Here is a 24,479-nt window from a genome sequence, read left to right as displayed (position 1 = left end):
AGGTGTTCTCAACGGTTTGGTCGCTCGGCGTTGGTCAGGATGAGTGCGGCGGCGACGACCGCACCGATCCGCTGCGGGCACAGCCGAATCCGGCGCAGTGCTTTCCACCGGTTCTTGAGCAGTGCGATGCCGCGCTCACCCTCGGCGCGCAGCCGGGTCAGCAGTCGGTTGCGGGTCGCGGTGCTGGGTGCCAGGTGGGCACCCTTGGCCGGCGTATGGATGCCGACGCCCGCGCCGTCATAGCCCTTGTCGGCCAGGGCGGGCAGGCCCAGCAGCGCGGCCGCGGCGTGCAGCGCACCGAGGAACCCGGTGGCCCGGGCGGCGGCGAGGTCGTGCATCGAGCCCGGCTCGACGGGGGAGACGGCCACCGGGAAACCGTCCGGGTCGCAGACGACCTGCACGTTGCCGCCGTGAGCGCGGTGCTTGCCGGAGTACCACAGGTCGTGACCGGACTCGGGGTTGGTGGTCCGGCAGCGGTCGGTGCGGATGAGCGTGCCGTCGAGGACGACGTGGCTCCAGCCGGCGGCACTTCCGGCCTCGAGCACTCGGTGCAGGTCGGGGGCTTGGTCGGCGAGCACGTCGATGCCCTCGTGCAGGTAGCGGTAGCCGGTGGCGACCGAGACGCCGGTGTCGCGGGCCAGGGTGGGCATGTCGGCGTCCTGGCGGAACCAGCGCAGCACCAAGATGGCCTGGTCGCGGGCGGAGGCGGCGCGGGCGCCTATGCCGGTGCCGCGGCGGCGGCGTTCGGCGATCAGCAGGTCGGTGAGCAGGACGGCGGTGGCCTCGGGCACGTCGAGCGTGGCAGAGTAAGTGATCACGTGGGGTCCGTGCGGATGAGGGTCGTTCTTGGTCGACGCCATCCTCTGCCGGACCCCACGCCCCTGTGCAGCGACGTCGTCGTCCAGCCACTGACCTGCTCATTCAGCGTTCAGCAAAGCTCTTCCGCGCAAATCGGTTGAGAAGACCTCAATGCGCAAGAAAGGCCTTCACTGGCCTCCTTTTTGCACGTACGAGCGAACGAATTCCTCGGCGTTCTCCTCGAGGACGTCGTCGATCTCGTCGAGAATGGCGTCGACGTCCTCGGACATCTCCTTGTGCCGCTCGGCGACCTCGGTGTCGACCGACGCCTCGACCTCCTCGGTCTCCTCCCGAGAGCGGGTCGTCCGCTGCTGTCCGCCGGTGTCCCTGGTGGCCATATGCCCTCCCCTGGTGCGCGCCGGGTGCGTGCTGCCGCCGAAACTACCCGCAGGGACCGACACCCGTCGGTCGCGCACACCGGGTCACCGTTGGTTCGTGGGCTGAGTTGGGGATAACGGCAACGCCCGGGTCAGCGCGTGCCACCCAGGCGGCCCAGCAGCGACGCCCTGATCGCCGGGCGCGAGCCGAAGACCAGCAGGAACAGCGCCTCCCGCGCCGTCCGCTCGGCGTCGCTGCCGGCGCGGACCGACCGGCTCCCCGTGGCCACCACCAGGGCGCCCGCGGCGCGGTGCGCCAGCGCGGCGGCCTGCGCCCGGGCGTCGGGCAGGTCCGCCGGCCCGGCGGCGTCGAGCCGGGCCCGGACGGCGGCCAGGTCCTCGTCCAGCGGTGAGGGCCCGACCAGCCGGGTGCAGCGCCGGACCAGGCCGAGCGCCAGCGACCCGTTGACCCGGAGGGTGGCCGCGTCCCCGGCCAGCAGCTCGGCCAGCAGGGCGCGGTGCACCAGGCGCGCGGCGGGGACGCGGTGCCCGGCCAGCCGCAGCTCGACCGTCGCGCTCGCCTGCACCGCGACCAGCTGCTGCCGCGCCACGCCGAGGGTCGGCCCCGCCACGGCGTCGACGAGCACGAACAGCACGTCCTCGCCGTCGCGGGCGGCCACCAGGACGACGTCGACCGCGCCCCAGCCGGTCACCCACGGGACGGCCCCGTCCAGGACGAGGTCGCCGGCGTCGGCCCGCACGGTGATCGCCGGCGGGCCCGGCCGCACGGCCGCCAGCAGCGCGATCCCGGCCCGCAACCGGCCGGCGCAGAGGTCGGGCAGCCGGTCGGACAGCGCCGGCGGACGGTGCGCGGCCAGCCGGGACACCACGCCCAGGTGCTGCAGCCAGACGAACGTCGTCGCCAGGTCACCGGCGGCCAGCTCCTCGACCACCGCGGCGACCGTCGCCACGTCGGCGGCCAGGCCCCCGGCCGAGCGCGGGCCGGTCAGCCCGTAGAGGCCGGCGTCGGCCAGCGCGTCGAGGTGCCCGCGCGGGAGCACGCCACCGGCGTCGACCCCGGCGGCCGCGGGCGCGAGCAGGTCGGCGGCCAGCCGCCCGGCGACGGCGACCGGCCCGGCCTCCTCCCGCGTCCCGCCGCCGGCGTGCGGGGGGTGCGGAGGAGGAGGTCCGGCCATCAACCGCCCGTGATCGTGTCGACCAGCTCCTGCGCCGACGACGTCGACTCGAACAGCAGGCCGACGTGCTCGCGCGTGCCGCGCAGCGGCTCCATCGTCGGGATGCGGACCAGGTTCTCCCGGCCGAGGTCGAAGACGACGGAGTCCCACGAGGCCGCCGCCACCTGCGCCGGGAACCGCCGCAGGCACTCGCCGCGGAAGAAGGCGCGGGTGTCGGCCGGCGGGGTGACGATCGCGCGGGCGACCTCGTCGTCGCCGAGCAGCCGCTGCATCGAGCCGCGCGCCACCAGCCGCTGGTAGAGGCCCTTCTCCGGCCGGACGTCGGAGTACTGCAGGTCGACCAGCTGCAGCCGCGAGTCGCCCCAGTCCAGCCCGTCCCGCGAGCGGTAGCCCTCCAGCAGCCGCAGCTTGGCCGGCCAGTCGAGCCGGTCGGCGCAGCGCATCGGGTCGACAGCGAGGTCGTCGAGCACCTCCGCCCAGCGGCGCAGCACGTCGGCGGTCTGCTCGTCGTCGGTGCCGGTGCGGTCGACGAAGCGCGCGGCCTGGTCGAGGTAGGCCCGCTGGACGTCGAGGGCGGTCATCCGCCGGCCGTCGCGCAGCCGCACCTGGGTGGTCAGCGACGGGTCGTGGCTGACCGCCTGCAGCGCCGCCACGGGCTCCTCGATCGACAGGTCCTCGGTCAGCGCCCGCGCCTCGATCATCGCCAGCACCAGCGACGTCGTCCCGACCTTGAGGTAGGTCGACAGCTCCGCGAGGTTGGCGTCGCCGATGATCACGTGCAGCCGGCGGTACTCGTCGGGGTTGGCGTGCGGCTCGTCGCGGGTGTTGATGATCGGCCGCTTGAGCGTCGTCTCCAGACCCACCTCGACCTCGAAGAAGTCGGCGCGCGAGGAGATCTGGAAGCCCTTGGTCCGGCCCTCGGGGCCGATGCCGACCCGGCCGGCGCCGGCGAAGACCTGCCGGCTCACGAAGAACGGGATCAGCCCGCGGATGATGTCGATGAACGGCGTGCGCCGGTCCATCAGGTAGTTTTCGTGCGCCCCGTAGCTGGCGCCCTTGCCGTCGGTGTTGTTCTTGTACAGCTGGATGGGCTGGGTGCCCGGGATCCGCGCGGCCCGCCGGGCGGCCTCGGCCATCACCCGCTCCCCCGCCTTGTCCCACAGGACGACGTCGCGCGGGTTGGTGACCTCCGGCGTCGAGTACTCCGGGTGGGCGTGGTCGACGTAGAGCCGGGCGCCGTTGGTGAGGATGACGTTGGCCATCCCCGAGTCCTCGTCGAGGTCGGTGTGGTCGAGGGCGTTGGCCGGGGAGAGGTCGAAGCCGCGGGCGTCGCGCAGCGGGGACTCCTCCTCGAAGTCCCACCGCGGCCGGCGCCGGGTCGGGGCGTCGGCCACCGCCCAGGCGTTCACCACCTGGCTGGAGAGGGTCGTGGGGTTGGCCGTGGGCTGCCCGGGCACCGAGATGCCGTACTCGACCTCGGTCCCCATCACCCGGCGCACGCTCATGTCCCGAGACTAGGCGTCACTGCGGCGGCGCCCGCGGCGGCGTGCACGGCCCCGCGGCCCCGCGCCGGCGGGCACGGGCGGCGCGCGACGGCGGCCCGGCCGTCCCGCGGGACGGCCGGGCCACGGCTCGGGGAGACGGCTCGGGGAGGAGGGCTACAGGTACTGGCCGGTGTTGGTGGCGGTGTCGATGGCGCGGCCGGAGTCGTTGCCCTTGCCGCTGATGAGCGTGCGGATGTAGACGATCCGCTCGCCCTTCTTGCCCGAGATCCGCGCCCAGTCGTCGGGGTTGGTGGTGTTGGGCAGGTCCTCGTTCTCCTTGAACTCGTCGACGCAGGCCTGCATGAGGTGGCCGACCCGCAGGCCGCTCGAGCCGGACTCGAGGCTCTCCTTGATCGCCATCTTCTTGGCCCGGTCGACGATGTTCTGCAGCATCGCGCCGGAGTTGAAGTCCTTGAAGTACAGGACCTCCTTGTCACCGTTGGCGTAGGTCACCTCGAGGAAGCGGTTCTCCTCGCTCTCGGTGTACATCCGCTCGACGGTGCGCTGGATCATCCCCTGGATGGTCGCCTCGGGGCTGCCGCCGTTCTCGGCGAGGTCGTCGGGCGAGATCGGCAGCGACGGCCGCAGGTACTTGCTGAAGATGTCCCGCGCGGCCTCGGCGTCGGGCCGCTCGATCTTGATCTTCACGTCCAGCCGGCCGGGCCGCAGGATCGCCGGGTCGATCATGTCCTCGCGGTTGGAGGCGCCGATGACGATGACGTTCTCCAGGCCCTCCACGCCGTCGATCTCGCTGAGCAGCTGCGGGACGATCGTGGACTCCACGTCGGAGGACACGCCCGACCCGCGGGTGCGGAAGATGGAGTCCATCTCGTCGAAGAACACGATGACCGGCGTGCCCTCGCTGGCCTTCTCCCGGGCCCGCTGGAACACCAGCCGGATGTGCCGCTCGGTCTCCCCGACGTACTTGTTGAGCAGCTCGGGGCCCTTGATGTTGAGGAAGTAGCTCTTGGCCTGCCCCTCCCCCTTCACCGCGGCGACCTTCTTGGCCAGCGAGTTGGCCACGGCCTTGGCGATGAGCGTCTTGCCGCACCCGGGCGGGCCGTAGAGCAGGATGCCCTTGGGCGGGCGCAGCTCGTACTCGCGGAACAGGTCGGCGTGCAGGAACGGCAGCTCCACGGCATCGCGGATCTGCTCGATCTGCCGGGAGAGCCCGCCGATGTCGGAGTAGTCGATGTCGGGGACCTCCTCGAGGACGAGCTCCTCGACCTCGCTCTTGGGGATCCGCTCGTAGACGTAGCCAGACCGCGACTCCAGCAGCAGCGAGTCACCCACCCGCAGCGGCTGGTCGGTGAGCGAGTCGGCCAGGTAGACCACACGCTCCTCGTCGGTGTGGCCGATGACCAGCGCGCGCCGGGTCACGCCGTCGATCGGCTCGAGCAGCTCCTTGAGCATGACGACGTCGCCCTGCTTCTCGTAGCCGAGCGCCTCGACGACGTTCATCGCCTCGTTGAGCATGACCTCCTGGCCGGGGCGCAGGTCCTGGCCCTCGACGGCCGGGGAGACCGACACCCGCAGCTTCCGGCCGCCGGTGAAGACGTCGACCGTGCCGTCGTCGTGGCGGCCCAGGAAGACGCCGTAGCCCGAGGGCGGCTGACCGAGCCGGTCGACCTCCTCCTTGAGGGTGACCAGCTGCTCGCGGGCGTCGCGCAGCGTGCCGGTCAGCTTGTCGTTGCGCTCGGAGAGGAAGGCCGCCCGGCCCTCCGCCTCGGCGATGCGCTCCTCCAGCACCCGCACCTGGCGGGGGCTGTCGGACACCTTGCGGCGCAGCAGACCGATCTCCTCCTCGAGGTAGGAGATCTGGGCGAGCAGCGCGGACACGTCTCGCTCACGCCGTGCTCGGAACTCGTCGGGACCATTACCAAGGCCGGGGCCCATCGCGCACCTCCGCACATCGGGGGGAGCCAGGAGGCAAATCTATACACGCCGACCGACAGCCCGCCCGGGGCTCGCGCAGACCGTGACGCGCTCGTCACGTCCCTCCGGGGCGCCGGCTCAGCCCTTGGCGGCGCGGCGCTGGCGGGCCGGTGCGACGACGCCCTCGGCCAGCCGGCGCGCGGTCACCAGGAAGGCGGTGTGGGCCACCATCCGGTGCTCGGGGCGCACCGCCAGGCCCACCGCGTGCCACGGCCGCACCAGCGACTCCCAGGCGTAGGGCTCGGTCCACACGCCCTGCGCGCGCAGCGCCTCGACGTAGGTCGACAGCTGGGTGACGGTAGCCACGTAACCGACCACGACGCCGCCGGGCCGCAGGGCGGCAGCGACCGTGGGCAGCACCGCCCACGGCTCGAGCATGTCGAGCACGACCCGGTCGACGACCTCCTCGGCGGGGTGGTCGGCGAGGTCGCCCAGGCGCAGGTCCCAGGTGCCGGGGACGGCGCCGCCGAAGAAGGCGGACACGTTGCCGCGGGCGACGTCGGCGAAGTCCTCGCGGCGCTCGTAGCTGGTGACCCGGCCGTGCTCGCCGACCGCGCGCAGCAGCGAGCAGGTCAGCGCACCGGACCCGGCGCCGGCCTCCAGGACGCGCATGCCGGGGCCGATGTCGCCGTTGCCGACGATCTGGGCGGCGTCCTTGGGGTAGATCACCTGCGCGCCGCGGGGCATGGAGAGGACGAAGTCGGCCAGCAGCGGCCGGAACGCCAGGTAACCGGTGTTGGCGGTGGAGTGCACCACGGAGCCCTCCGGCGCCCCGATGAGGTCGTCGTGGGCGATGGCGCCGCGGTGGGTGTGGAACTGCTTGCCCGGCGTGAGGACGACGGTGTGCAGCCGGCCCTTGGGGTCGGTGAGCTGCACCCGGTCGCCGGCCACGAAGGCCCCGGGCACCGTCGAAGGACCCTCCTGCCCCCCACCGCTCGCACGCTCGCGGCGGGCCCCTGCAGGAGGGCCGCACTCGGGGCGGGTGGCGTCGGTCGGCTCGGGCTGCGGGTCCACGGGCGGCCAGCCTAGGCGAGCGGCAGGACGGGTCCGTCCGGCGCGGGCGCTGCGGAACTGTCGGAGGAACGACCTAACCTCGGCTGCATGACGGCGATGGCGCAGCACTCGGCGCAGGGGGACGTCGCGCAGGACCCGGCGCGGGAGGAACGGGCGCAGGACCCGGCGCCGGCGGGCGTGGCGCAGGACCCGGCGCCGGCGGGCGTGGCGCACACCGACCCGGCCGCGCAGCGGGCGCCGCGCCGGCCGTCGCTGTCGCCGAGCCGGGCGGCGGACTTCAAGACCTGCCCGCTGCTGTACCGCTTCCGCACCATCGACCGGCTGCCGGAGAAGAAGAGCGCCGCGGCGGTGCGCGGCACGCTGGTGCACGCCGTCCTCGAGCGGCTCTACGACCTCCCGCCGGCCGAGCGCACCGTCGACGCCGCCCGCGGTCTGGTCGGGCCGGCGTGGGAGGAGCTGCGCGCCGACCCGGAGGTGGCGGCGCTGTTCACCGCCGGGGACGACGGCGCGCCCCCGCCGTCGCTGGAGGGGTGGCTGGCCTCGGCCGGGGAGCTGGTGGAGACCTACTTCTCCCTGGAGGACCCCACCCGCATCCAGCCCGAGGGCCGCGAGGAGCTGGTCGAGGTCACGCTGCCCGACGGGCTGCTGCTGCGCGGGTACGTCGACCGCCTCGACGTCGCCCGCAACGGCGCGCTGCGGGTGGTCGACTACAAGACCGGCTCGATGCCGCGCGAGGCGTTCGAGTCCAAGGCGCTGTTCCAGATGAAGTTCTACGCCCTGGTGCTGTGGCGCACCCGCGGCGTGGTGGCCAGCCAGCTCAAGCTCATCTACCTCGGCGACGCCGACGCGCTGACCTACGCCCCCGACGAGGGCGAGCTGGTGCGCTTCGAGCGGACGCTGCTGGCCATCTGGGCGGCGATCGAGCGGGCCGTGGTCACCGGCGACTTCCGCCCCAACCGCACCCGGCTGTGCGACTGGTGCGACCACCAGGCGCTGTGCCCGTCCTTCGGCGGCACGCCCCCGCCGTTCCCCGCCGAGGCCGCCGCCGCGGCCGGCTGGCCGACCCTGCCGGTGGTCGAGCGCGACTGAGCCGCGCGGGACCGTCCGGTCCCGGCGGGTGCCCCGGGGCACCGCGGCTCCCCGCGGTCCCCGGACGAGGCGCCCGGAGCCTGCTCAGGCCCGGGCGGCGGCCGGGGCGCGGGCGGCGAGGACGGCGGCGAGCCCGCCGAGGCCGAGCCCGGTCAGGGTGTTCCGCAGCACCAGGCCCGGCGCGGGCGACAGCGGCTGCAGCGAGGGCACGCCGAGCACCGCGGCGCCGGCGGCCAGGCCCGCGGTCACGCCGGCGGCGGAGTCCTCCACCACGACGCAGTCGGCCGGGTCGACACCGAGGGCCGCGGCGGCCTGCCGGTAGGGCGCCGGGTCGGGCTTGCGCGCGGGCACCTCGTCGCCGCAGACGGTCAGGTCGAACGGCGGCACGTCGGGGAAGTCCCGCTCGAGCTGGGCGAGGACCAGGTCGGCCAGCCGTCGGGGCGTCGTCGTCACCAGGGCGGTGGGCACCGCCGCCGCCCGCAGCTCGGCGAGCAGCTCGCGCGCGCCCGGCCGCCAGGGCACCCCGGCGGCCAGCAGCTCGGCGACGGTGTCCTCGACCCAGGCCGCGTCGTCCTGCCACGCGGACTGCCGGTCGAGGCCGAGGTCGGCGTAGAGCACGCCCAGCGCCGTGCGCATGCTGGTGCCCACGGTGGCCTCCCGGGCCGGCCGGCTCAGCTCGCCGCCCAGCCGCCGGGCGAGGGCGAACAGCGCCGTCCCCCAGTGCTGCTCGGTCTTCACGAGGGTGCCGTCCATGTCGAACAGCACCGCCCGCGGCGTCGCTGCCTGCGCTGCCCGGGTCTCCACCACCTCCACGGTAGGAGCGTGACCGAGCCCACCCCGGCTCCCGGTCACGAGACCTCCAGCAGCCGCAGGTCGCGCAGGTAGCCGCCGGTGCCGCCGCGCACCCGGGCCGCCGCCGGGCGCAGCGACGGCCACCGGCCGCAGCCCGAAGCGCACCGGCGCCGGCCATCCCGGGCGCCGCGGCAGGACGGGGCGCCGCACGGAGGAGCCCTCGACGCCCAGCACGAGGACGGCGGCCACGCCGGCCGCCAGCGCGACCGTGCCCAGCGCGGCGGGCAGCCCGGCGTGCTCGGCGAGGAACCCGATGACCGGCGGCCCGCCGAGCAGGCCGGTGTAGCCGACGGTGGTCGACAGCGCGACGCCGCTCGGACCGCCGAGCGCACCGGCCCGCGCGATGGCCAGCGGGAAGACGTTGGCCAGCCCCAGCCCGACGAGCACGAACCCGGCGAGGGCGACCGGCAGTGACGACGTCGTGACCGCGGTCAGCGCGCCGGCGGCGGCCACTGCGGCACCGCCGGCCAGCAGCCGCCGCTCCCCCAGGGCCAGCACCAGCGGGCCCCCGGCCAGCCGGGCCAGGGCCATCGCCGAGGAGAAGCCGGCGTACCCGGCGGCGGCGAGCAGCGGCGTCGCGTGCAGGTGCTCGCGCAGGTGCAGCGCGCCCCAGTCGGACAGGGCGCCCTCGCCGTAGGCCGTCGCCCCGGCGACGCCGCCGAGCACGACGAGGACGGCGGTGGGCCGGCGGCCGGCCGGCGGCCCGTCGCCGTCCGCCGCGCCGGTGGGGTCGAGGACGGCGTCGGCACCGCGCAGCACCGGCGCCGCCCACGCCATGACGGCCAGGCCGGTCAGGGCGACGGCGGCCAGGTGCACCGCGACGCCGGTCGCGGCCGAGGCGAGGCCGCCGAGCAGGGCGCCGAGCAGGCCGCCGGCGCTGAACGCCGCGTGCAGGAGCGGCAGCAGCGGCCGGCCGGCCCGGGCCTGCACCTGGACGCCAACGCTGTTGGCCGCGACGTTCACCGCCCCGGTGAGGCCGCCGAAGACCAGCAGCGCGACGCACAGGGCGGGCACGCCGGAGGCCAGGCCGGGCAGCACGGCGCAGGCGCTGACGCCGGTCCCGGCCAGCGCGGCGGTGCGACCGGTCCCCAGCCGGGTGCAGAGGCGGCCGGTGACCTGCATGCAGGCGAGCGCGCCGAGCGAGAGGCACAGCAGCGCCAGGCCCAGCGCGGCGGAGCCGGCGCCGGTGGCGGCGCTGACGTCGGGGACGCGGGCGGCCCAGCTGCCGAACACGAAGCCGTCGAGGCCGAAGAGCACCGCGACCGCGGTGAGCAGCCGCGCGGCCGACGACGGGGCGGGCGGGGATCCGGACCGGACGGAGGCGCGGGTGGGCAGGGCGAGGGGCATCGGAGGACCTCAGGGGGACAGCGCGCCGCCGCGGACGGCGGGCGGGGGGTCGGGGAGCACACGACCTCGGGCGCCGTCCTCCACGGTGCCAGCCGCAGGTCAGCGGCGTGTGTCGACACGGTTGCGGTCCCCGTGAGCGTGCCCACGCGCCCGCCCCAAACCGTGTCCTGCGTCCCTCCTGTCCCACCCGTCGCCCCGCCCGGACGCCGCGGCGCCCCGGCCGGCCACGAGGGCCGGCCAGGGCGCGGAGGGGTCCTCCGTCAGGGGACGAGGATCGCCCGGCCCCGGACCTTCCCGGCGTCGAGGTCGCGCAGCGCGTCCACGGCCCGGTCGAGCGGGTACTGCTGGGTGTGCAGGGTGACCTTGCCGGCCTGCGCGAGCACCATGAGCTCGGCCAGGTCGGTGTAGGTGCCGACGATGTTGCCGACGATGTTCTTCTCGCCGGCGACGAACTCCAGCGTCGGGATCCGCAGCTCGCCGCCGTAGCCGATGACGTAGTACGAGCCGGCGGGGCCGGTCATGTGCCAGCCGTCCATCTCCGCGCCCTGTTCGGCGACGAAGTCGAAGACGACGTTCGCCCCACCGCCGGTCAGGTCCTGCACCGCCTGCACGTGCTGGCCGTCGGCGACCACGGTCTCGTCCGCGCCGATCTGCCGGGCGAGCTCCAGAGCGTCGGGGTTGCGGTCGACGACGACGACCCGGGTGCCCGACAGCGCGGCCAGGCACTGCACGCCGATGTGGCCGAGACCGCCGGCGCCCAGCACGACCGCCGTCGTGCCGGGGTACAGCAGCGGCAGGGCCTTGCGCACGGCGTGGTAGGCGGTGATGCCGGCGTCGGCGAGGGCGGCGACGTCGGCGGGGTTGGTCGACGGGTCGAGCTTGACGCAGGCGCGGGCCGTGGTGCGCAGGTACTCGGCCATGCCGCCGTCGTCGTTCGACAACCCGGGGAAGAAGGCGTTCACGCACTGCATGTCCCGGCCGGCGCGACAGGGCGTGCACAGGCCGCAGCTGGGCTGGGGGTGCAGGATCACCGTGTCCCCGACGGCGACGTTGGTGACCCCCTCCCCCACCTGGTGCACCCACCCGGCGTTCTCGTGCCCGATCACGTAGGGCAGGTCCGGGTTCTGCAGGTCGGCCCACTGGCCCTCGAGGATGTGCAGGTCGGTCCGGCAGACCCCGGCGCCGCCGATCTTGACGATGACGTCGAGCGGACCCTGGACCTGCGGTTCGGGGATGTCGTCGATGGAGGGGTCGACGTGGTACTCGTGCACGCGGACGGCCTTCACGGCTGGGTTCCCTTCGAGACGGTGAGCGGGAGCAGGGGGCGGTCCTCGGGGCGGGGGGTCTGGTCGGCCTCCGACCCCGGGTAGCGGGTGGTGAGCAGACCCCGGCAGAAGTGCGCGTTGCCGTCGACGGAGATGCGCACCGAGCGGGCCCGGCGCAGCACCATGTCTGCCTGCGCGGGGTCGGGGCGGGTGCCGTCGTCGAGCACGAGCACCGGCGCCGCGTCGTCCACGGGGAGGCCGAGGGTCGCCCGGCGGCGCAGCAGCGCGCCGGTGGTGTGCTCCCCCGCCGGCAGGTCGCCGAGGGTGAGCGCCGCGACGTCCACCGTCGGGTCGCTGCGCAGCAGCGCGGTGAGGGCCCGCTCCATCGCCGCGGTGTGCGCCTTGCGCTGGAAGGTCGCCCGCAGCTCGTCGAGGGACTCCTCCGCCTCGTGCCCGAAGGTGCCCCGGTAGCCCAGCCCGGCGGCCATCCCGCGGTTGATCAGGTGGGAGTCGTGGTGGTCGTCGAGCTCGACCACCACCGACCCCACCCCCGGGACGGCGGACACCGCGTCGTGGGCGTCGGAGACCATCAGCCAGGCGAAGTTGGGCGCGCAGAAGGAGGTGGGCAGCCGCAGGTGCACCTCGACGGCAGCGCCCCTGTCGGCAGAGCCCGAGACCGACACCGACCGGACGAAGCCGACGTCGGTGATCGGCTCGTCCAGCTCGGGGTCGACGACGGTGCCCAGCGCGGCGCGCACCTCGGCCTCGGTCACGGTCAGGTCGGGGAGGACGGCGGTCATCGGCGTCCTCCTCAGACGCTCGCGAGGTCGGCGGCGGCCGGCTCGCGCGGGCCGGTGGCCGTCTCGTCGGCGTCGGGCAGGCGCAGGTGGGCGGGCACCTCGAGGTCGTAGAGCCGCGCGGCGTTGAGGCCGAGCACCTTCTTCTTCACCTCGGTGGTCAGCGGCGCGTACTCGGTCATGTCCTCGGGGATCTGGAAGTCCACGAAGCGCTCGACCAGCCACTTCGGGGTCCACAGCGCGTAGTCGCTGGAGAAGAGGATGCGGTCCTCGCCGAGCCAGTAGGTCAGCTCGCCCATGATCTGCGCGAAGTACCGCGGCCGGGTGTGGATGAACGGGATGGCGACCGCCAGGCCCGCGTACACGTTGGGCTCCTGGGTGGCGATCCAGCAGAAGTCCTCCAGCCGGGGCAGGCCGCAGTGCTCCACGACGAAGTTGAGGTCGGTGAAGTCGGTGGCCGCGTGGTCGACGTCGGCGACGTCGAAGGCGTCGCGGTCCAGCGGGCGGATCGTCGGGCCCTTGTGGATGTGGATGTTCTCGATGCCCAGCTCGCGGCAGAGCTCGAAGTAGCGGTAGGCCATCGGGTCGGTGAGCTTCCAGCCGCGCGACTCGCCGTGCCAGTCGGCGGTGTAGAGCTTCACGCCCTTGAGGTGCATGCGCTCGGCGGCGGCCCGCAGCGCGTCCAGGCCGTTCTCGCCGTCGCGCGGGTCCCAGTAGTGGTTGTAGGTCAGCTTGTCCGGGTGGGCCTGGGCGAGGGCGAACGCCTCCTCGGTCTGCCCGAAGCCGCGGTGGTAGAACTCGGCCAGCCGGGCCGGCTGGAAGATCGCGTGGTCGACGATCCCGTCGGCGAACACGTCGCGCATCAGCCGCTCGCCGCCCTGGTAGAGGTACTCCTCGTAGGACCACACCTCCGACTCCGGGCTGAGGTTGCGGTGGTAGTCGTAGAAGCAGTCGATGAACTGCTTGCCGTGGACGTTGCGCTGGTTGTCCGGCCGCGCGTCCCACAGGGCGATGTGGGAGTCCACGACGTAGTACTGCTCGCCGTCCTTGCTGTACATCCGGTGCCTCCGTCGGCTCGGTGTGGTCCAGGTCACCCGCTGGCCCACGACGCTAGGCAGCCCGCCGACCTGCGGACAGACCTCCGGTGTCTCACTTCGGAACACCGGACCGGCCGCGCGGGGGCGTACATTGCGTGGCCTGCGCTACAGCCCCGTCCTCCCCGTTCCGCGCCGGCCAGCCCGGCCGGCCTCCCGTTCCGGAGGGACCCGTGGACGACCTGCCGGCCTCCCGCGGTCCGCTCGCCGACCCCGCGCTGGCCGGCCGCGCCGCCGCACCGCGGCTGCGCGCGTCGTGGCAGCGCAGCCAGGGTTACGGCGTCCCGCCGGACGAGGTCATCCCGGTCTTCACCGGCTCGCCGGACACCGGCTCCCTGCTCTACGAGTGCGCGCACCGCGTGCTCTCCGACCTGCAGTCGACGATCGCCAACGAGCCGGTCAGCCTGATGGTCGCCGACTCCGAGGGGCTGGTGCTCGCCCGGCTCGGCGACGACCCCGGCATCCGGCGGTCGCTGGACCGGGTGCACCTCGCGCCGGGGTTCACCTACAGCGAGCGCAACGCCGGCACCAACGGGCTGGGGCTCTCGCTGGCCGACCGGGCGCCCTCGCTCGTGCGGGCCGGCGACCACTACTGCGCCGACCTGCGCGGCTACACCTGCGCCGCCGCGCCGGTGCTCGAGCCGGTCACCGGTGAGCTGGCCGGCAGCATCAACCTCACCACCTGGTCGGAGGCCTCCTCCGACCTGCTGCTGGGGCTGGCCCAGACGGCGGCGGCGGCCACCAGCGCGCTGATGCTCGTGCGCGCGGGCGGGCGCACGGTGCGACCGACGCCGCGCGGGGAGGTCTTCTCCGTCGTCCGGGGCTCGGTGGCTCCCGACGACGGCGACCCGTGCGTCTCGGCCGGCTGGCGGGGCGCGCTCGGTGCGGCGGCCCGGGCGGTCACCGCCGGGCGGGTGCTGGCGGTCGTGGGCGAGGCCGGGGCGGGCAAGGCGACGCTGGCCGCGCTGGCGCGGCGGCGGCTGGGCGGACGGCAGCGGCTGCTGCACGCCCGCGCGCCGGAGGGCGGCGAGCTGACCGCACCGGGGTCCGGCGAGGCCGCGGCCTGGCTGGAGCTGTGGACGCCGGAGCTGCGCGACCCCGACACCTGCGTCATCGTCTCCGGCCTCGCGCACCTGCCCGCCTGCGCCGCCGGCGACCTCGCCCCGGTCCTCGCCGCCGCCCGCCGCGCCGGCCGGCCGCAGCCCTTCGTGCTGGCCGCGCCGGAGTTCGCCGCGCTCCCCGACCCGCTGGCCCGGCTGGTCGAGGCCGTGGTGGAGGTCCCGCCGCTGCGCGCCCGCACCGACGACGTGCTGCCGCTGGCCCGCTGGGTCGCCCGCCAGGAGCGCCACCGCGAGGTCGACCTCACCCCGCGCGCCGCCCGGGCGCTGGAGGCCTGCGCGTGGCCGGGCAACGTCCGCCAGCTGCGCCGCGTCGTCCGGGACGCCGCCGCCCGGGCCGACGTGGTCGACGTCCACCACCTCGCGCCGGAGGTGCTCGACGGCAGCACCCGGCCGCTGTCGCGGCTCGAGCGGCTGGAGCGCGACGAGATCGCGCGGTGCCTGACCGAGCCGGGCACCACGATGACCCGCGTCGCCGAGGAGCTCGGCATCGGCCGGGCCACCCTCTACCGAAAGATCGCCCAGTACAGGATCACGGTGCCGCCCCGGACGTCGTGAGGCGGCAGGTGCCGTGTCGGGGAAGCCCGACAGCGGACCGGCCGGGCAGCAGGATGGGACCGTGACGCCCCCACCGCCAGGCTCCTCGGCATGAGCACCGACACCGCCGTCCTGCCGCCGACGACCTCCCCGGCACCCGCGCCGGCCCGGCCGCCCGACCGGTTGCGCGCCCTCGGCGTGGACACCGCCTACAACCTGGTCACCTTCCCCGTCGCGATCGTCGCCTTCGTCGTCGCCGTGACCGGCCTGTCCCTCGGCGCCGGCCTGCTGGTCGTCTGGGTGGGCCTGCCCGTCCTCGCCGTCACCCTGGTCGCCGCCCGGGGCCTGGCCGGCGCCGAGCGGGCCTGGTTGCCCGCCGTCCTCGGGACGCCGCTGCCCCGCCCGGCCTACCGGCGCGCCGACGGCGGCACCGTCGCCCGGGTGCTGACGCCGGTGCGCGACCCGCAGACCTGGCTCGACGCGCTGCACGCCGTGGTCCGCTTCGCGCTGTCGATCGTGGCGTTCACCGTGACCGTGACCTGGTGGTCGGTCGCCCTGGGCGGCCTGACCTACGGCCTGTGGGACTGGGCCCTGCCCGAGCCCGCCGGCAACCCGGACAACCAGGACCTGCTGGAGCTGGTCGGCCTGCAGACCTCGTCGCTGCGGCGGATCCTGCTCTACGCCGTCGTCGGGTTGCTGTTCGCGGTGACGCTGCCGTTCGTGGTCCGCGCCGTCGCCCTGCTGCAGGCCCAGCTCGGCCGGGTGCTGCTGACCTCCCGCGCGGCCACGCAGGCCGAGCTCGGCCGGCTCGCCGAGGGCCGGGACGCCGCCGTCGCCGCCGAGGCGGTCTCCCTGCGCCGGCTGGAGCGCGACATCCACGACGGCCCGCAGCAGCACCTGGTCCGCCTGGGCATGGACCTCTCCCGCGCGCAGCGCCAGCTCGACCGCGACCCCGCCGCCGCCCGCACGACGATCGGCGAGGCCGCCGGCCTGGCCCGCGAGGCGCTGGAGGAGCTGCGGGCGCTCTCCCGCGGCATCGCCCCGCCGGTGCTCGCCGACCGCGGCCTGGCCGCCGCGCTGGCCGCCGTCGCGGCGCGGTCGCCGGTGCCCGTGCAGCTGGCCGTCGACCTGCCGGACGAGCGGCTGGCGCCGGCGGTGGAGAACACCGCCTACTTCGTGGTCAGCGAGGCGCTGGCCAACGTGGCCAAGCACAGCGGCGCCACGGCCTGCCAGGTGGTGGTGGTCGCGGTGGGGCCGGCGCTGCGGGTCACCGTGGAGGACGACGGCCCCGGCGGCGCGGTGCTCGTGCCCGGGCACGGCCTGGCCGGGCTGGCCGACCGGCTGCGCGCCGTCGACGGCGTCCTCACCGTCGACAGCCCGCCCGGAGGGCCGACCCGGCTGGTCGCGGAGCTGCCGTGCGGGTCGTGATCGCCGACGACTCGGTGCTGCTGCGCGAGGGGCTGGTGCGCCTGGTCGAGGAGGAGGGCAGCGAGGTGGTCGCCGCCGTCGGCGACGGCCCCTCGCTGGTCCGGGCGGTGGCCGAGCACCGCCCGGACGTCGCCGTGGTCGACGTCCGGATGCCCCCGACGCACACCGACGAGGGCCTGCGCGCCGCGGTCGCGGCGCGCGCCGTCGTCCCCGGGACCGCGGTGCTGGTGCTGTCGCAGTACGTCGAGGTGGCCTACGCCGACGAGCTGCTCGCCGACGGCCGCGGCGGGGTCGGGTACCTGCTCAAGGACCGGGTGACCGACCTCGACGCCTTCCTCGCCGCGCTGACCGGGGTGGCCGCCGGCGGCACCGTGCTCGACCCGCAGGTGGTCGCGCAGCTGTTCGCCCGCCGCCGCGCCGACGACCCGGTGCGCCGGCTGACCCCGCGCGAGCGCGAGGTGCTGGAGCTGCTCGCCGAGGGGGCCTCCAACGCCGCGATCGCCCGCCGGCTGGTGGTCACCGGCGGCGCGGTGGAGAAGCACACCCAGCGGATCTTCGCCAAGCTCGGCCTGGCCCCCGACGAGGACCGCAACAGCCGCGTGCTGGCCACCCTCGCCTACCTGCGCTCCTGACCCTGCCGTCCCGGTGACGTGCTGCAACGGCCCTCCCTGCAGGGGCCGGCCGCGAGTGAAGCGGGTGGTGGGGGGCGAGGGGGTCCTTCAGTCGGCGTCCGTGCGGTAGCCGAGGTTGGGCGAGAGCCAGCGCTCGGCCTCGGCCAGCGTCCAGCCCTTGCGCCGGGCGTAGTCCTCGACCTGGTCGCGGCCCAGCCGGCCGAGCACGAAGTAGCGCGACTGCGGATGGGAGAAGTACAGCCCACTGACCGCCGCGCCCGGCCACATGGCCATGCTCTCGGTCAGCTGCAGCCCGGTGGCCGCCTCGGCGTCGAGCAGGTCCCAGATCGTCTGCTTCTCGGTGTGCTCGGGGCAGGCCGGGTAGCCCGGCGCCGGCCGGATGCCCTGGTACCGCTCGGCGATCAGCGCGTCGTTGTCCAGGTGCTCGTCGGCGGCGTAGCCCCACAGCTCCCGCCGCACGCGCTCGTGCAGCCGCTCGGCGAACGCCTCGGCCAGCCGGTCGGCCAGCGCCTCGAGCATGATCGCCGAGTAGTCGTCGTGCTCGGCCTTGAACGCGGCCACCCGCTCGGCCGCGCCCAGCCCGGCGGTGACGGCGAACGCGCCGACGTGGTCGCGCAGCCCGCTGGCCCGGGGCGCGACGAAGTCGGCCAGCGACTTGCGCGGGGAGCCGTCGCGGCCCTCGGTCTGCTGCCGCAGCTGGTGCAGCACCGCGCGCACCGCCGTCCGCGACTCGTCGGTGTAGACCTCGACGTCCTCGGTGCCGTCCACCCGGTTGGCCGGGAACAGCCCGACGACGCCGTTGGCGGTCAGCCACCGCTCCTCGACGACGCGGTCGAGCATCGCCTGGGCGTCGGCGAACAACCGGCGGGCGGCCTCGCCGGTGGTCGGGTTGTGCAGGATGTCGGGGAAGCGGCCGCGCATCTCCCAGGCGCTGAAGAACGGCTGCCAGTCGACGTACCGGCGCAGCTCCTCCAGCGGGTACTCCGGGAAGACCCGGGTGAACCGGGTGACCCCGCCGTGCCGGTGGTCGCAGCCCGGTCCGGTGCACACGTCGCGGCTCTGCTGCACCAGCATCCGCGGCCGCGGCGGGGTGTAGGACGACCAGTCCAGCCGCGGCGCGGCGGCGCGGGCGGCGGCCAGCGGCAGCAGCGCCCGACTGTCGGTGCGGGCCGCGTGCCGCTCGCGCAGCGCCTCGTACTCCGTCTCGACCGAGGCCAGCAGGCCCGGCCGCTGCTCGTCGGACAGCAGCGCCGCGACGACCGGCACCGACCGCGAGGCATCCTTCACCCAGATCACCGGGCCGTGGTAGCGCGGTGCCACCTTGACCGCGGTGTGCGCGCGCGACGTCGTCGCCCCGCCGACGAGCAGCGGGACGTCGAAGCCCTGCCGCTCCATCTCCGCGGCCAGGCCGACCATCTCGTCCAGCGACGGGGTGATCAGCCCCGACAGGCCGATGACGTCGGCGCCCTCGGCCTTGGCGGTGTCGAGGATCTTCTGCGCCGGCACCATGACGCCGAGGTCGACGACGTCGTAGTTGTTGCACTGCAGGACGACGCCGACGATGTTCTTGCCGATGTCGTGGACGTCGCCCTTCACGGTGGCCATGACGACCTTGCCGTTGCTGCGCTCGACGTCGCCGGGCTGCTTCTCCGCCTCGATGAACGGGATCAGCCAGGCGACCGCCTTCTTCATCACCCGCGCGGACTTCACCACCTGCGGCAGGAACATCTTCCCGGCGCCGAACAGGTCGCCGACGACGTTCATGCCGTCCATCAGCGGGCCCTCGATGACCTCGATCGGCCGGCCGCCGCGGGCGCTGATCTGCGCGCGCAGCTCCTCGGTGTCGGCCTCCACGAACTCGTCGATGCCCTTGACCAGCGCGTGGGTGATCCGCTCGCCCACCGGCAGCGCGCGCCACTCCTCGGTGGCCGCCTCCTCCGCCGCGCCGGAGGCGGCGTAGTCCCCGGCGACCTCCAGCAGCCGCTCGGTGGCGTCGGGGCGGCGGGCCAGGACGACGTCCTCGATGCGGTCCCGCAGCTCCCGCGGCACCTCCTCGTAGACCTCCAGCGCGCCGGCGTTGACGATGCCCATGTCCATGCCGGCGGCGACGGCGTGGAAGAGGAACACCGCGTGGATGGCCTCGCGGACGCGGTCGTTGCCGCGGAAGGAGAACGAGACGTTGGAGACGCCGCCGGAGACCAGCGCACCGGGCAGGTTCTGCTTGATCCAGCGGGTGGCCTCGATGAAGTCCAGCCCGTAGCGGGCGTGCTCCTCGATGCCGGTGGCCACCGCGAACACGTTGGGGTCGAAGATGACGTCCTCGGCCGGGAAGCCGACCCGGTCCACCAGGACGTCGTGGGCGCGCCGGCAGATCTGCTGCCGCCGCTCGAGACTGTCGGCCTGGCCCTGCTCGTCGAAGGCCATGACGACGACGGCGGCGCCGTAGCGGCGGCACAGCCGCGCCTGCTCGACGAACTCCTCCTCGCCGTTCTTCAGCGAGATGGAGTTGACGATCGACTTGCCCTGCAGCTGCTGCAGCCCGGCCTCGATGACCTCCCACTTGGAGGAGTCGACCATCACCGGCACCCGGCAGATGTCGGGCTCGGCGGCGATCAGCCGGGTGAAGCGGGTCATCGCCGCGACCCCGTCGATCATGCCCTCGTCCATGTTGACGTCGATGACCTGCGCGCCGGCCTCGACCTGCTGGCGGGCCACGGCCAGCGCGGTCGCGTAGTCGCCGTCGCGGATGAGCCGACGGAAGCGGGCCGAGCCGGTGATGTTGGTGCGCTCGCCGATGTTGACGAACAAGGAGTCGGCGTCGACGGTCAGCGGCTCCAGGCCCGAGAGCCGCAGCGCGGGCCGCCGGGCCGGCGGCGTGCGCGGGGCCGCGCCCGCGACGGCGGCGGCGATGGCGGCGACGTGCTCGGGCGTGGTGCCGCAGCAGCCGCCGACGAGGTTGACGAAGCCGTCCTCGGCGAAGCCCTGCAGGATGCCGGCGGTCTCGGCCGGCGCCTCGTCGTACTCGCCGAAGGCGTTGGGCAGCCCGGCGTTGGGGTAGCAGGAGACGAAGGTGTCGGCGACGCGGGCCAGCTCGGCGACGTAGGGCCGCATCTCCGCGGCACCCAGCGCGCAGTTGAGCCCCACGGCCAGCGGCCGGACGTGGCGCACCGAGTTCCAGAACGCCTCGGTGGTCTGCCCCGACAGCGTGCGGCCCGACGCGTCGGTGATGGTGCCGCTGACGATCACCGGCCAGCGGCGGCCGCGCTCGTCGAACAGCGTCTCCAGCGCGAAGACCGCGGCCTTGGCGTTGAGGGTGTCGAAGACCGTCTCGACCAGCAGCAGGTCGGCGCCGCCGTCGACCAGGCCGGTGGCCTGCTCCAGGTAGGCGGCGACCAGCTCGGCGAAGGTGACGTTGCGGGCGCCGGGGTCGTTCACGTCGGGCGAGATGGACGCCGTCCGGCTGGTCGGGCCGAGCGCTCCGGCGACCCAGCGCGGCTTCCCCGGCGTGCGCGCGGTCATCGCGTCGGCCTCACGGCGGGCCAGCCGCGCGGCCGCCACGTTGATCTCGTGCGCCAGCTCCGACATGCCGTAGTCGGCCAGCGAGATCGCCGTCGCGTTGAAGGTGTTGGTCTCGATCAGATCCGCGCCGGCCTCGAGGTACTCGCGGTGGATGCCCGCGACCAGCTCGGGCTGGGTGAGCACGAGCAGGTCGTTGTTGCCCTGGACGTCGCGGTGCCAGCCGGCGAAGCGCTCGCCGCGGTAGCCGGCCTCGCTGGGCCGGTCCCGCTGGATCGCCGTCCCCATCGCCCCGTCGAGCACCAGGATGCGCTGCTCGAGCAGGGCGGTCAGCTCCGCCGTGGCGTCGGGGCGGGGGGACGGGGCGTCGGTCACGGGCATCCTCGGGGTGGGTCGACGGCGGGCCGGGCCTGTCGCAGCAGCAGCGCGCGCGGCGCGGCGTGTGTTCCGCGGGCCATCCTCCCATCCCGCGCCACCCCGGCAGGACGGCGCGACCGACGTAGGCTCGCAGGGGTGATCGACCCGAAGTCCGCCTCCGAGGACCTGCCCCAGCTGAACCAGCCGGTGGTGGTGGTCGCGTTCGAGGGCTGGAACGACGCGGGGGACGCCGCCACCGGGGCGCTCGAGCACCTCGAGCTCATCTGGGACGCCACCCCCCTCGCCGCGCTCGACCCCGAGGACTACTACGACTTCCAGGTCAACCGGCCCACCGTCTCCCTCGTGGGCGGGGTGAGCCGGCGCGTGGAGTGGCCGACGACGCGCGTCTCGGTGGCCCGCCCGCCGGACAGCGACCGCGACGTCGTCCTCATCCGCGGCATCGAGCCCAACATGCGCTGGCGCGGCTTCTGCGAGGAGCTCGTCGAGCTGTGCCACGAGCTCGACGTGCAGACCGTCGTCGCCCTCGGCGCGCTGCTCGCCGACACGCCGCACACCCGGCCCACGCCGGTCACCGGGTCGGCCTACGACGACGAGTCCGCCCGCGCCTACGGCCTGGAGACCTCCACGTACGAGGGCCCCACCGGGATCCTCGGAGTCTTCCAGGACGCCTGCGTGCAGGCCGGGCTCCCGGCGGTGAGCTTCTGGGCCGCCGTCCCCCACTACGTCTCCCAGCCGCCCTCGCCGCGGGCGACCGTCGCGCTGCTGCAGCGCGTGGAGGAGGTGCTGGAGGTGGCCGTGCCGCTCGGCGCGCTCCCCCAGCAGGCCGACGAGTGGGTCAAGACCGTCGACGAGATGGCCCAGGAGGACGCCGAGGTCGTCGAGTACGTCCGCTCGCTGGAGGAGCGGGCCACCCAGAGCGACCTGTCCGAGGCCAACGGCGACCAGATCGCCCGCGAGTTCGAGCGCTACCTGCGCCGCCGGGGCTCCTCCCCCAACTGAGCCCTCCCCGGCCGTCGCGCCCGGACGGCGGCCGGGTGGTCCGCACATAGGTTGGGGATAACGGTCGAGGGGGCGGTCCGGCCCCGCTCCGGGAGCACTCCTCGTCCTCCGGGAGTGCTGCAGCGCCCCGGGAGGACGGACGGCACCCCAGGAGACAGCGCCCCGGGAGCGCCGGCGGGGGCTCAGGTGCGCAGCAGCGGGGCCATCCGGGCGGCGGCGTCGTCGGCGAAGAGCCGGTCGTGGGTGGCGAGGGCGAACCGGTCGGTCATGCCGGAGACGTGGTCGACCACCTGGGTCACCGGGTCGGCCGCGGTGTCGCGGTAGGTCGCCGGGATGAGCTCGGGGTGGGCGAGGTGGTGGTCGACCAGCCGGCGGATGACGTCGACGGCGAGCTGCTTCTGCCCCGCCGCGGTCTCCGAGGCGTACACCCGCTGGAACATGAACGCCCGCAGCTCGTGCATCGCCGCCAGCGGCCCGGCCGCCATGACCACCGCTCCCCCGTCGGCCAGCGACCCCGCGACGACGGCGTCGACCATCGCGCCGACCATCGCGCTGCCGGGCTCGCCGAACACCGCGCGGGCGCGGGCGGGCAGGTCGGGCACCCGCAGCACCCCGGCGCGGACGGCGTCGAGCGCGTCGTGCGAGAGGTAGGCGATCCGGTCGGCGTACCGGACGCACTCCCCCTCCCGCGTCGCCGGCGGCGGGGTGATCTTCCAGCTGTGCGCGCGGATGCCGTCGCGCACCTCCCAGGTGAGGTTGAGGCGCTCGAGCACCTCCACGATCCGCACGCCCTGGGCCGCGTGGTGCCACCCGCCGGGCACGTAGGGGTCGAAGGCGTCCTCGCCGATGTGCCCGAACGGCGAGTGGCCGACGTCGTGACCGAGCGCGATCGCCTCGGCGAGGGTCTCGTTGAGCCCCAGCGCCCGGGCCAGCGAGCGGGCCACCTGGGTCACCTGCAGCGTGTGCGTGAGCCGGGTGACGAAGTGGTCGCCGTCGGGGTTGAGGAAGACCTGCGTCTTGTGCTTGAGCCGGCGGAAGGCCTTGGCGTGCAGGATCCGGTCGCGGTCGCGCTCGAAGGCGGTGCGCAGCCGGTCCTCGGGCTCGTCGACGGCGCGGCCGCGGGTGGCCGCCGAGCGCGCCGCGGCCGGGGCGAGCCCGGACTCCTCCGCCTCGCGCACGCCGCGGTCGGTGAGCCGGAACCCCCCGGCCGCGTCACCACTCAGGGACCCGCCCGGCATCACCCCTCCTGCGGCGCAGCGCCGAACAGCTCGATGCCCAGCAGCGCGTCGACGGCGTCGGCCACCACCACCGGCGCGCCGTCGTCGACCTCGTCCTCGGGGCCGGCCGCCAGCGTCCGCGCGGCCCACGCGTCGACGACGGCGATGGCGCCGGGGCTGTCGAGGTCGGCGGCCAGCCGCTCGCGCATCCCGGCCAGCACCGGCGCCGCCGGGGCGCCGGCGTCGCGGGCGGCGGCCTGCCGCCAGGTGGCCAGCCGGGCCTCGGCGGCGGCCAGCAGGTCCGGCGTCCAGGCGCGGTCGGTGCGGTAGTGGCCCGACAGCAGCGCCAGCCGGATGGCCATCGGGTCGACGCCCTCGCCGCGCAGCTTGGAGACGAAGACCAGGTTGCCGCGGCTCTTGCTCATCTTCTCGCCGTCCAGGCCGATCATCGCCGCGTGCACGTAGGCCCGGGCGAAGGGCTTGGTGCCCGCCAGGGCCTCGGCGTGGACGGCGGAGAACTCGTGGTGGGGGAAGACCAGGTCGCTGCCGCCGCCCTGCACGTCGAAGCCCATGCCGATGGTGTCCAGCGCGATGGCGGCGCACTCGATGTGCCAGCCGGGGCGGCCCTCGACGCCGCGCGGCCCGGGCCAGGACGGCTCGCCCGCACGGCGGCCGCGCCACAGCAGCGGGTCGAGCCGGTTGCGCTTGCCCGGGCGGTCGGGGTCGCCGCCGCGCTCGGCCGACAGCGCCAGCATGGTGGCCTCGTCGTAGCCGGACTCCTCGCCGAAGCCCGGCGCCTGGGCGATGTCGTGGTAGACGTCGCCGGTGCCGTCGTCGAGGACGTAGGCCAGGCCCTCGTCGAGCAGCGTCTCGACGTGCCGCACGATGCGCGGGATGGTCGCCACCGCACCCACGTAGTCGTCGGGCGGCAGCACCCGCAGCGCCGTCATGTCCTCGCGGAACAGCGCCGTCTCGCGCATGCCGAGCACGACCCAGTCCTCGCCGTCGCGCTCGGCGCGCTCGAGCAGCGGGTCGTCGATGTCGGTGACGTTCTGCACGTAGTGCACGGCGTGCCCGGCGTCCCGCCACACCCGGCCGACCAGGTCGAAGGCCAGGTAGGTGGCGGCGTGGCCGAGGTGGGTGGCGTCGTAGGGCGTGATGCCGCACACGTACATCCGGGCCACCCGGTCCGGCGCGGTGGCCACGACCTCCCCCCGGGCGGTGTCGAAGAGCCGGAGGACGGCGCCGGCACCCGGCAGGGTCGGCAGGAGCGGGGCGGGCCAGGCGAGCACGGGCAGGAGCCTAGTTGCGCGGCCGGGACCGCCCCGCGGACGCCGCCCCAGGTG

At 74.8% G+C, this 24,479-nt stretch carries 18 protein-coding genes; 5 read left to right on the top strand and 13 right to left on the bottom strand.

Translation table 11 applies throughout. The annotated features are described in order from the left end of the window. Nucleotides 1-8: 8 nt before the first annotated feature. From ACU616_RS22190 to ACU616_RS22165, 6 genes are all read right to left on the bottom strand, one after another. A complete protein-coding gene (locus tag ACU616_RS22190; protein WP_446758835.1) occupies nt 9-818 on the bottom strand; it encodes an IS5 family transposase in 810 nt (269 codons plus the stop codon). 168 nt (nt 819-986) lie between these two features. Next, nucleotides 987-1,196: a ubiquitin-like protein Pup gene (locus ACU616_RS22185; protein WP_446760577.1), complete on the bottom strand. Its 210-nt coding sequence runs from the start codon at nt 1,194-1,196 to the stop codon at nt 987-989. Nucleotides 1,197-1,327: 131 nt separating this feature from the next. Continuing rightward, entirely contained in the window at nt 1,328-2,371 is a 1,044-nt protein-coding gene (locus ACU616_RS22180) for an acyl-CoA dehydrogenase family protein (RefSeq protein ID WP_446760576.1), read from the bottom strand. Then, entirely contained in the window at nt 2,371-3,876 is a 1,506-nt protein-coding gene (dop, locus tag ACU616_RS22175; RefSeq protein WP_446760575.1) for a depupylase/deamidase Dop, read from the bottom strand. The genes ACU616_RS22180 and dop overlap by 1 nt, the downstream gene beginning before the upstream one ends. A gap of 153 nt (nt 3,877-4,029) precedes the next feature. Beyond that, a complete protein-coding gene (gene arc / locus ACU616_RS22170; protein ID WP_446760574.1) occupies nt 4,030-5,754 on the bottom strand; it encodes a proteasome ATPase in 1,725 nt (574 codons plus the stop codon). A 174-nt stretch (nt 5,755-5,928) separates the two neighbouring features. Continuing rightward, the gene (locus ACU616_RS22165) at nt 5,929-6,756 is read right to left on the bottom strand and encodes a tRNA (adenine-N1)-methyltransferase (RefSeq protein WP_446760573.1); all 828 of its coding nucleotides are present in this window, start codon (nt 6,754-6,756) and stop codon (nt 5,929-5,931) included. A 195-nt stretch (nt 6,757-6,951) separates the two neighbouring features. Between ACU616_RS22165 and ACU616_RS22160 the strand changes: the two genes are divergently transcribed. Continuing rightward, entirely contained in the window at nt 6,952-7,953 is a 1,002-nt protein-coding gene (locus tag ACU616_RS22160) for a RecB family exonuclease (protein WP_446760572.1), read from the top strand. 84 nt (nt 7,954-8,037) lie between these two features. Here ACU616_RS22160 and ACU616_RS22155 read toward each other — a convergent pair whose 3' ends face one another. From ACU616_RS22155 to ACU616_RS22140, 4 genes are all read right to left on the bottom strand, one after another. Next, entirely contained in the window at nt 8,038-10,152 is a 2,115-nt protein-coding gene (locus ACU616_RS22155; RefSeq protein ID WP_446760571.1) for an HAD-IA family hydrolase, read from the bottom strand. A 260-nt stretch (nt 10,153-10,412) separates the two neighbouring features. Beyond that, nucleotides 10,413-11,438 (bottom strand): NAD(P)-dependent alcohol dehydrogenase, encoded by a 1,026-nt coding sequence (locus ACU616_RS22150; protein ID WP_446760570.1) that lies wholly within the window; start codon nt 11,436-11,438, stop codon nt 10,413-10,415. Next, nucleotides 11,435-12,217, bottom strand: coding sequence for a metal-sulfur cluster assembly factor (locus ACU616_RS22145; protein ID WP_446760569.1), 783 nt, complete (start codon nt 12,215-12,217; stop codon nt 11,435-11,437). The genes ACU616_RS22150 and ACU616_RS22145 overlap by 4 nt, the downstream gene beginning before the upstream one ends. Before the next feature lie 11 nt (nt 12,218-12,228). Next, nucleotides 12,229-13,272, bottom strand: coding sequence for an amidohydrolase family protein (locus tag ACU616_RS22140; RefSeq protein ID WP_446760568.1), 1,044 nt, complete (start codon nt 13,270-13,272; stop codon nt 12,229-12,231). Between the two features lie 209 nt (nt 13,273-13,481). Here ACU616_RS22140 and ACU616_RS22135 point away from each other — a divergent pair, with 209 nt between their 5' ends. From ACU616_RS22135 to ACU616_RS22125, 3 genes are all read left to right on the top strand, one after another. Then, nucleotides 13,482-14,984, top strand: a complete 1,503-nt coding sequence (locus ACU616_RS22135) for a helix-turn-helix domain-containing protein (RefSeq protein WP_446760567.1) — start codon at nt 13,482-13,484, stop codon at nt 14,982-14,984. A gap of 90 nt (nt 14,985-15,074) precedes the next feature. Beyond that, nucleotides 15,075-16,391, top strand: coding sequence for a sensor histidine kinase (locus tag ACU616_RS22130; protein ID WP_446760566.1), 1,317 nt, complete (start codon nt 15,075-15,077; stop codon nt 16,389-16,391). Then, the gene (locus tag ACU616_RS22125; RefSeq protein ID WP_446760565.1) at nt 16,379-17,023 is read left to right on the top strand and encodes a response regulator; all 645 of its coding nucleotides are present in this window, start codon (nt 16,379-16,381) and stop codon (nt 17,021-17,023) included. Before ACU616_RS22130 ends, ACU616_RS22125 begins: the two co-directional genes overlap by 13 nt. An 87-nt stretch (nt 17,024-17,110) precedes the next feature. On the opposite strand, the gene metH is transcribed toward ACU616_RS22125, so the two are convergent. Next, a complete protein-coding gene (metH, locus tag ACU616_RS22120; protein ID WP_446760564.1) occupies nt 17,111-20,914 on the bottom strand; it encodes a methionine synthase in 3,804 nt (1,267 codons plus the stop codon). Between the two features lie 138 nt (nt 20,915-21,052). On the opposite strand from metH, the gene ACU616_RS22115 reads away from it, so the two are divergent. After that, a complete protein-coding gene (locus ACU616_RS22115) occupies nt 21,053-21,916 on the top strand; it encodes a PAC2 family protein (protein ID WP_446760563.1) in 864 nt (287 codons plus the stop codon). 182 nt (nt 21,917-22,098) lie between these two features. Here the strand turns inward: ACU616_RS22115 and ACU616_RS22110 are convergent, their stop codons facing one another. Both ACU616_RS22110 and mshC read right to left on the bottom strand, forming a co-directional pair. After that, nucleotides 22,099-23,154 (bottom strand): HD domain-containing protein, encoded by a 1,056-nt coding sequence (locus ACU616_RS22110; protein ID WP_446760562.1) that lies wholly within the window; start codon nt 23,152-23,154, stop codon nt 22,099-22,101. Further along, the gene (gene mshC, locus ACU616_RS22105; protein WP_446760561.1) at nt 23,154-24,425 is read right to left on the bottom strand and encodes a cysteine--1-D-myo-inosityl 2-amino-2-deoxy-alpha-D-glucopyranoside ligase; all 1,272 of its coding nucleotides are present in this window, start codon (nt 24,423-24,425) and stop codon (nt 23,154-23,156) included. Before mshC ends, ACU616_RS22110 begins: the two co-directional genes overlap by 1 nt. Nucleotides 24,426-24,479: the final 54 nt, after the last annotated feature.

The sequence above is a fragment of the Geodermatophilus sp. URMC 62 genome, assembly GCF_052931475.1.
Note: the sequence above shows the minus strand (reverse complement) of the source record. Positions and strands in the feature narration are given on the sequence as shown.

Bases quoted from the DNA above. Each gene is read 5' to 3' on its own strand.
- ACU616_RS22185 (WP_446760577.1), bottom strand. From the start codon at position 1,196: ATGGCCACCAGGGACACCGGCGGACAGCAGCGGACGACCCGCTCTCGG.
- ACU616_RS22180 (WP_446760576.1), bottom strand. From the start codon at position 2,371: ATGGCCGGACCTCCTCCTCCGCACCCCCCGCACGCCGGCGGCGGGACG.
- dop (WP_446760575.1), bottom strand. From the start codon at position 3,876: ATGAGCGTGCGCCGGGTGATGGGGACCGAGGTCGAGTACGGCATCTCG.
- ACU616_RS22160 (WP_446760572.1), top strand. From the start codon at position 6,952: ATGACGGCGATGGCGCAGCACTCGGCGCAGGGGGACGTCGCGCAGGAC.
- ACU616_RS22155 (WP_446760571.1), bottom strand. From the start codon at position 10,152: ATGCCCCTCGCCCTGCCCACCCGCGCCTCCGTCCGGTCCGGATCCCCG.
- ACU616_RS22145 (WP_446760569.1), bottom strand. From the start codon at position 12,217: ATGACCGCCGTCCTCCCCGACCTGACCGTGACCGAGGCCGAGGTGCGC.
- ACU616_RS22140 (WP_446760568.1), bottom strand. From the start codon at position 13,272: ATGTACAGCAAGGACGGCGAGCAGTACTACGTCGTGGACTCCCACATC.
- ACU616_RS22130 (WP_446760566.1), top strand. From the start codon at position 15,075: ATGAGCACCGACACCGCCGTCCTGCCGCCGACGACCTCCCCGGCACCC.
- ACU616_RS22110 (WP_446760562.1), bottom strand. From the start codon at position 23,154: ATGCCGGGCGGGTCCCTGAGTGGTGACGCGGCCGGGGGGTTCCGGCTC.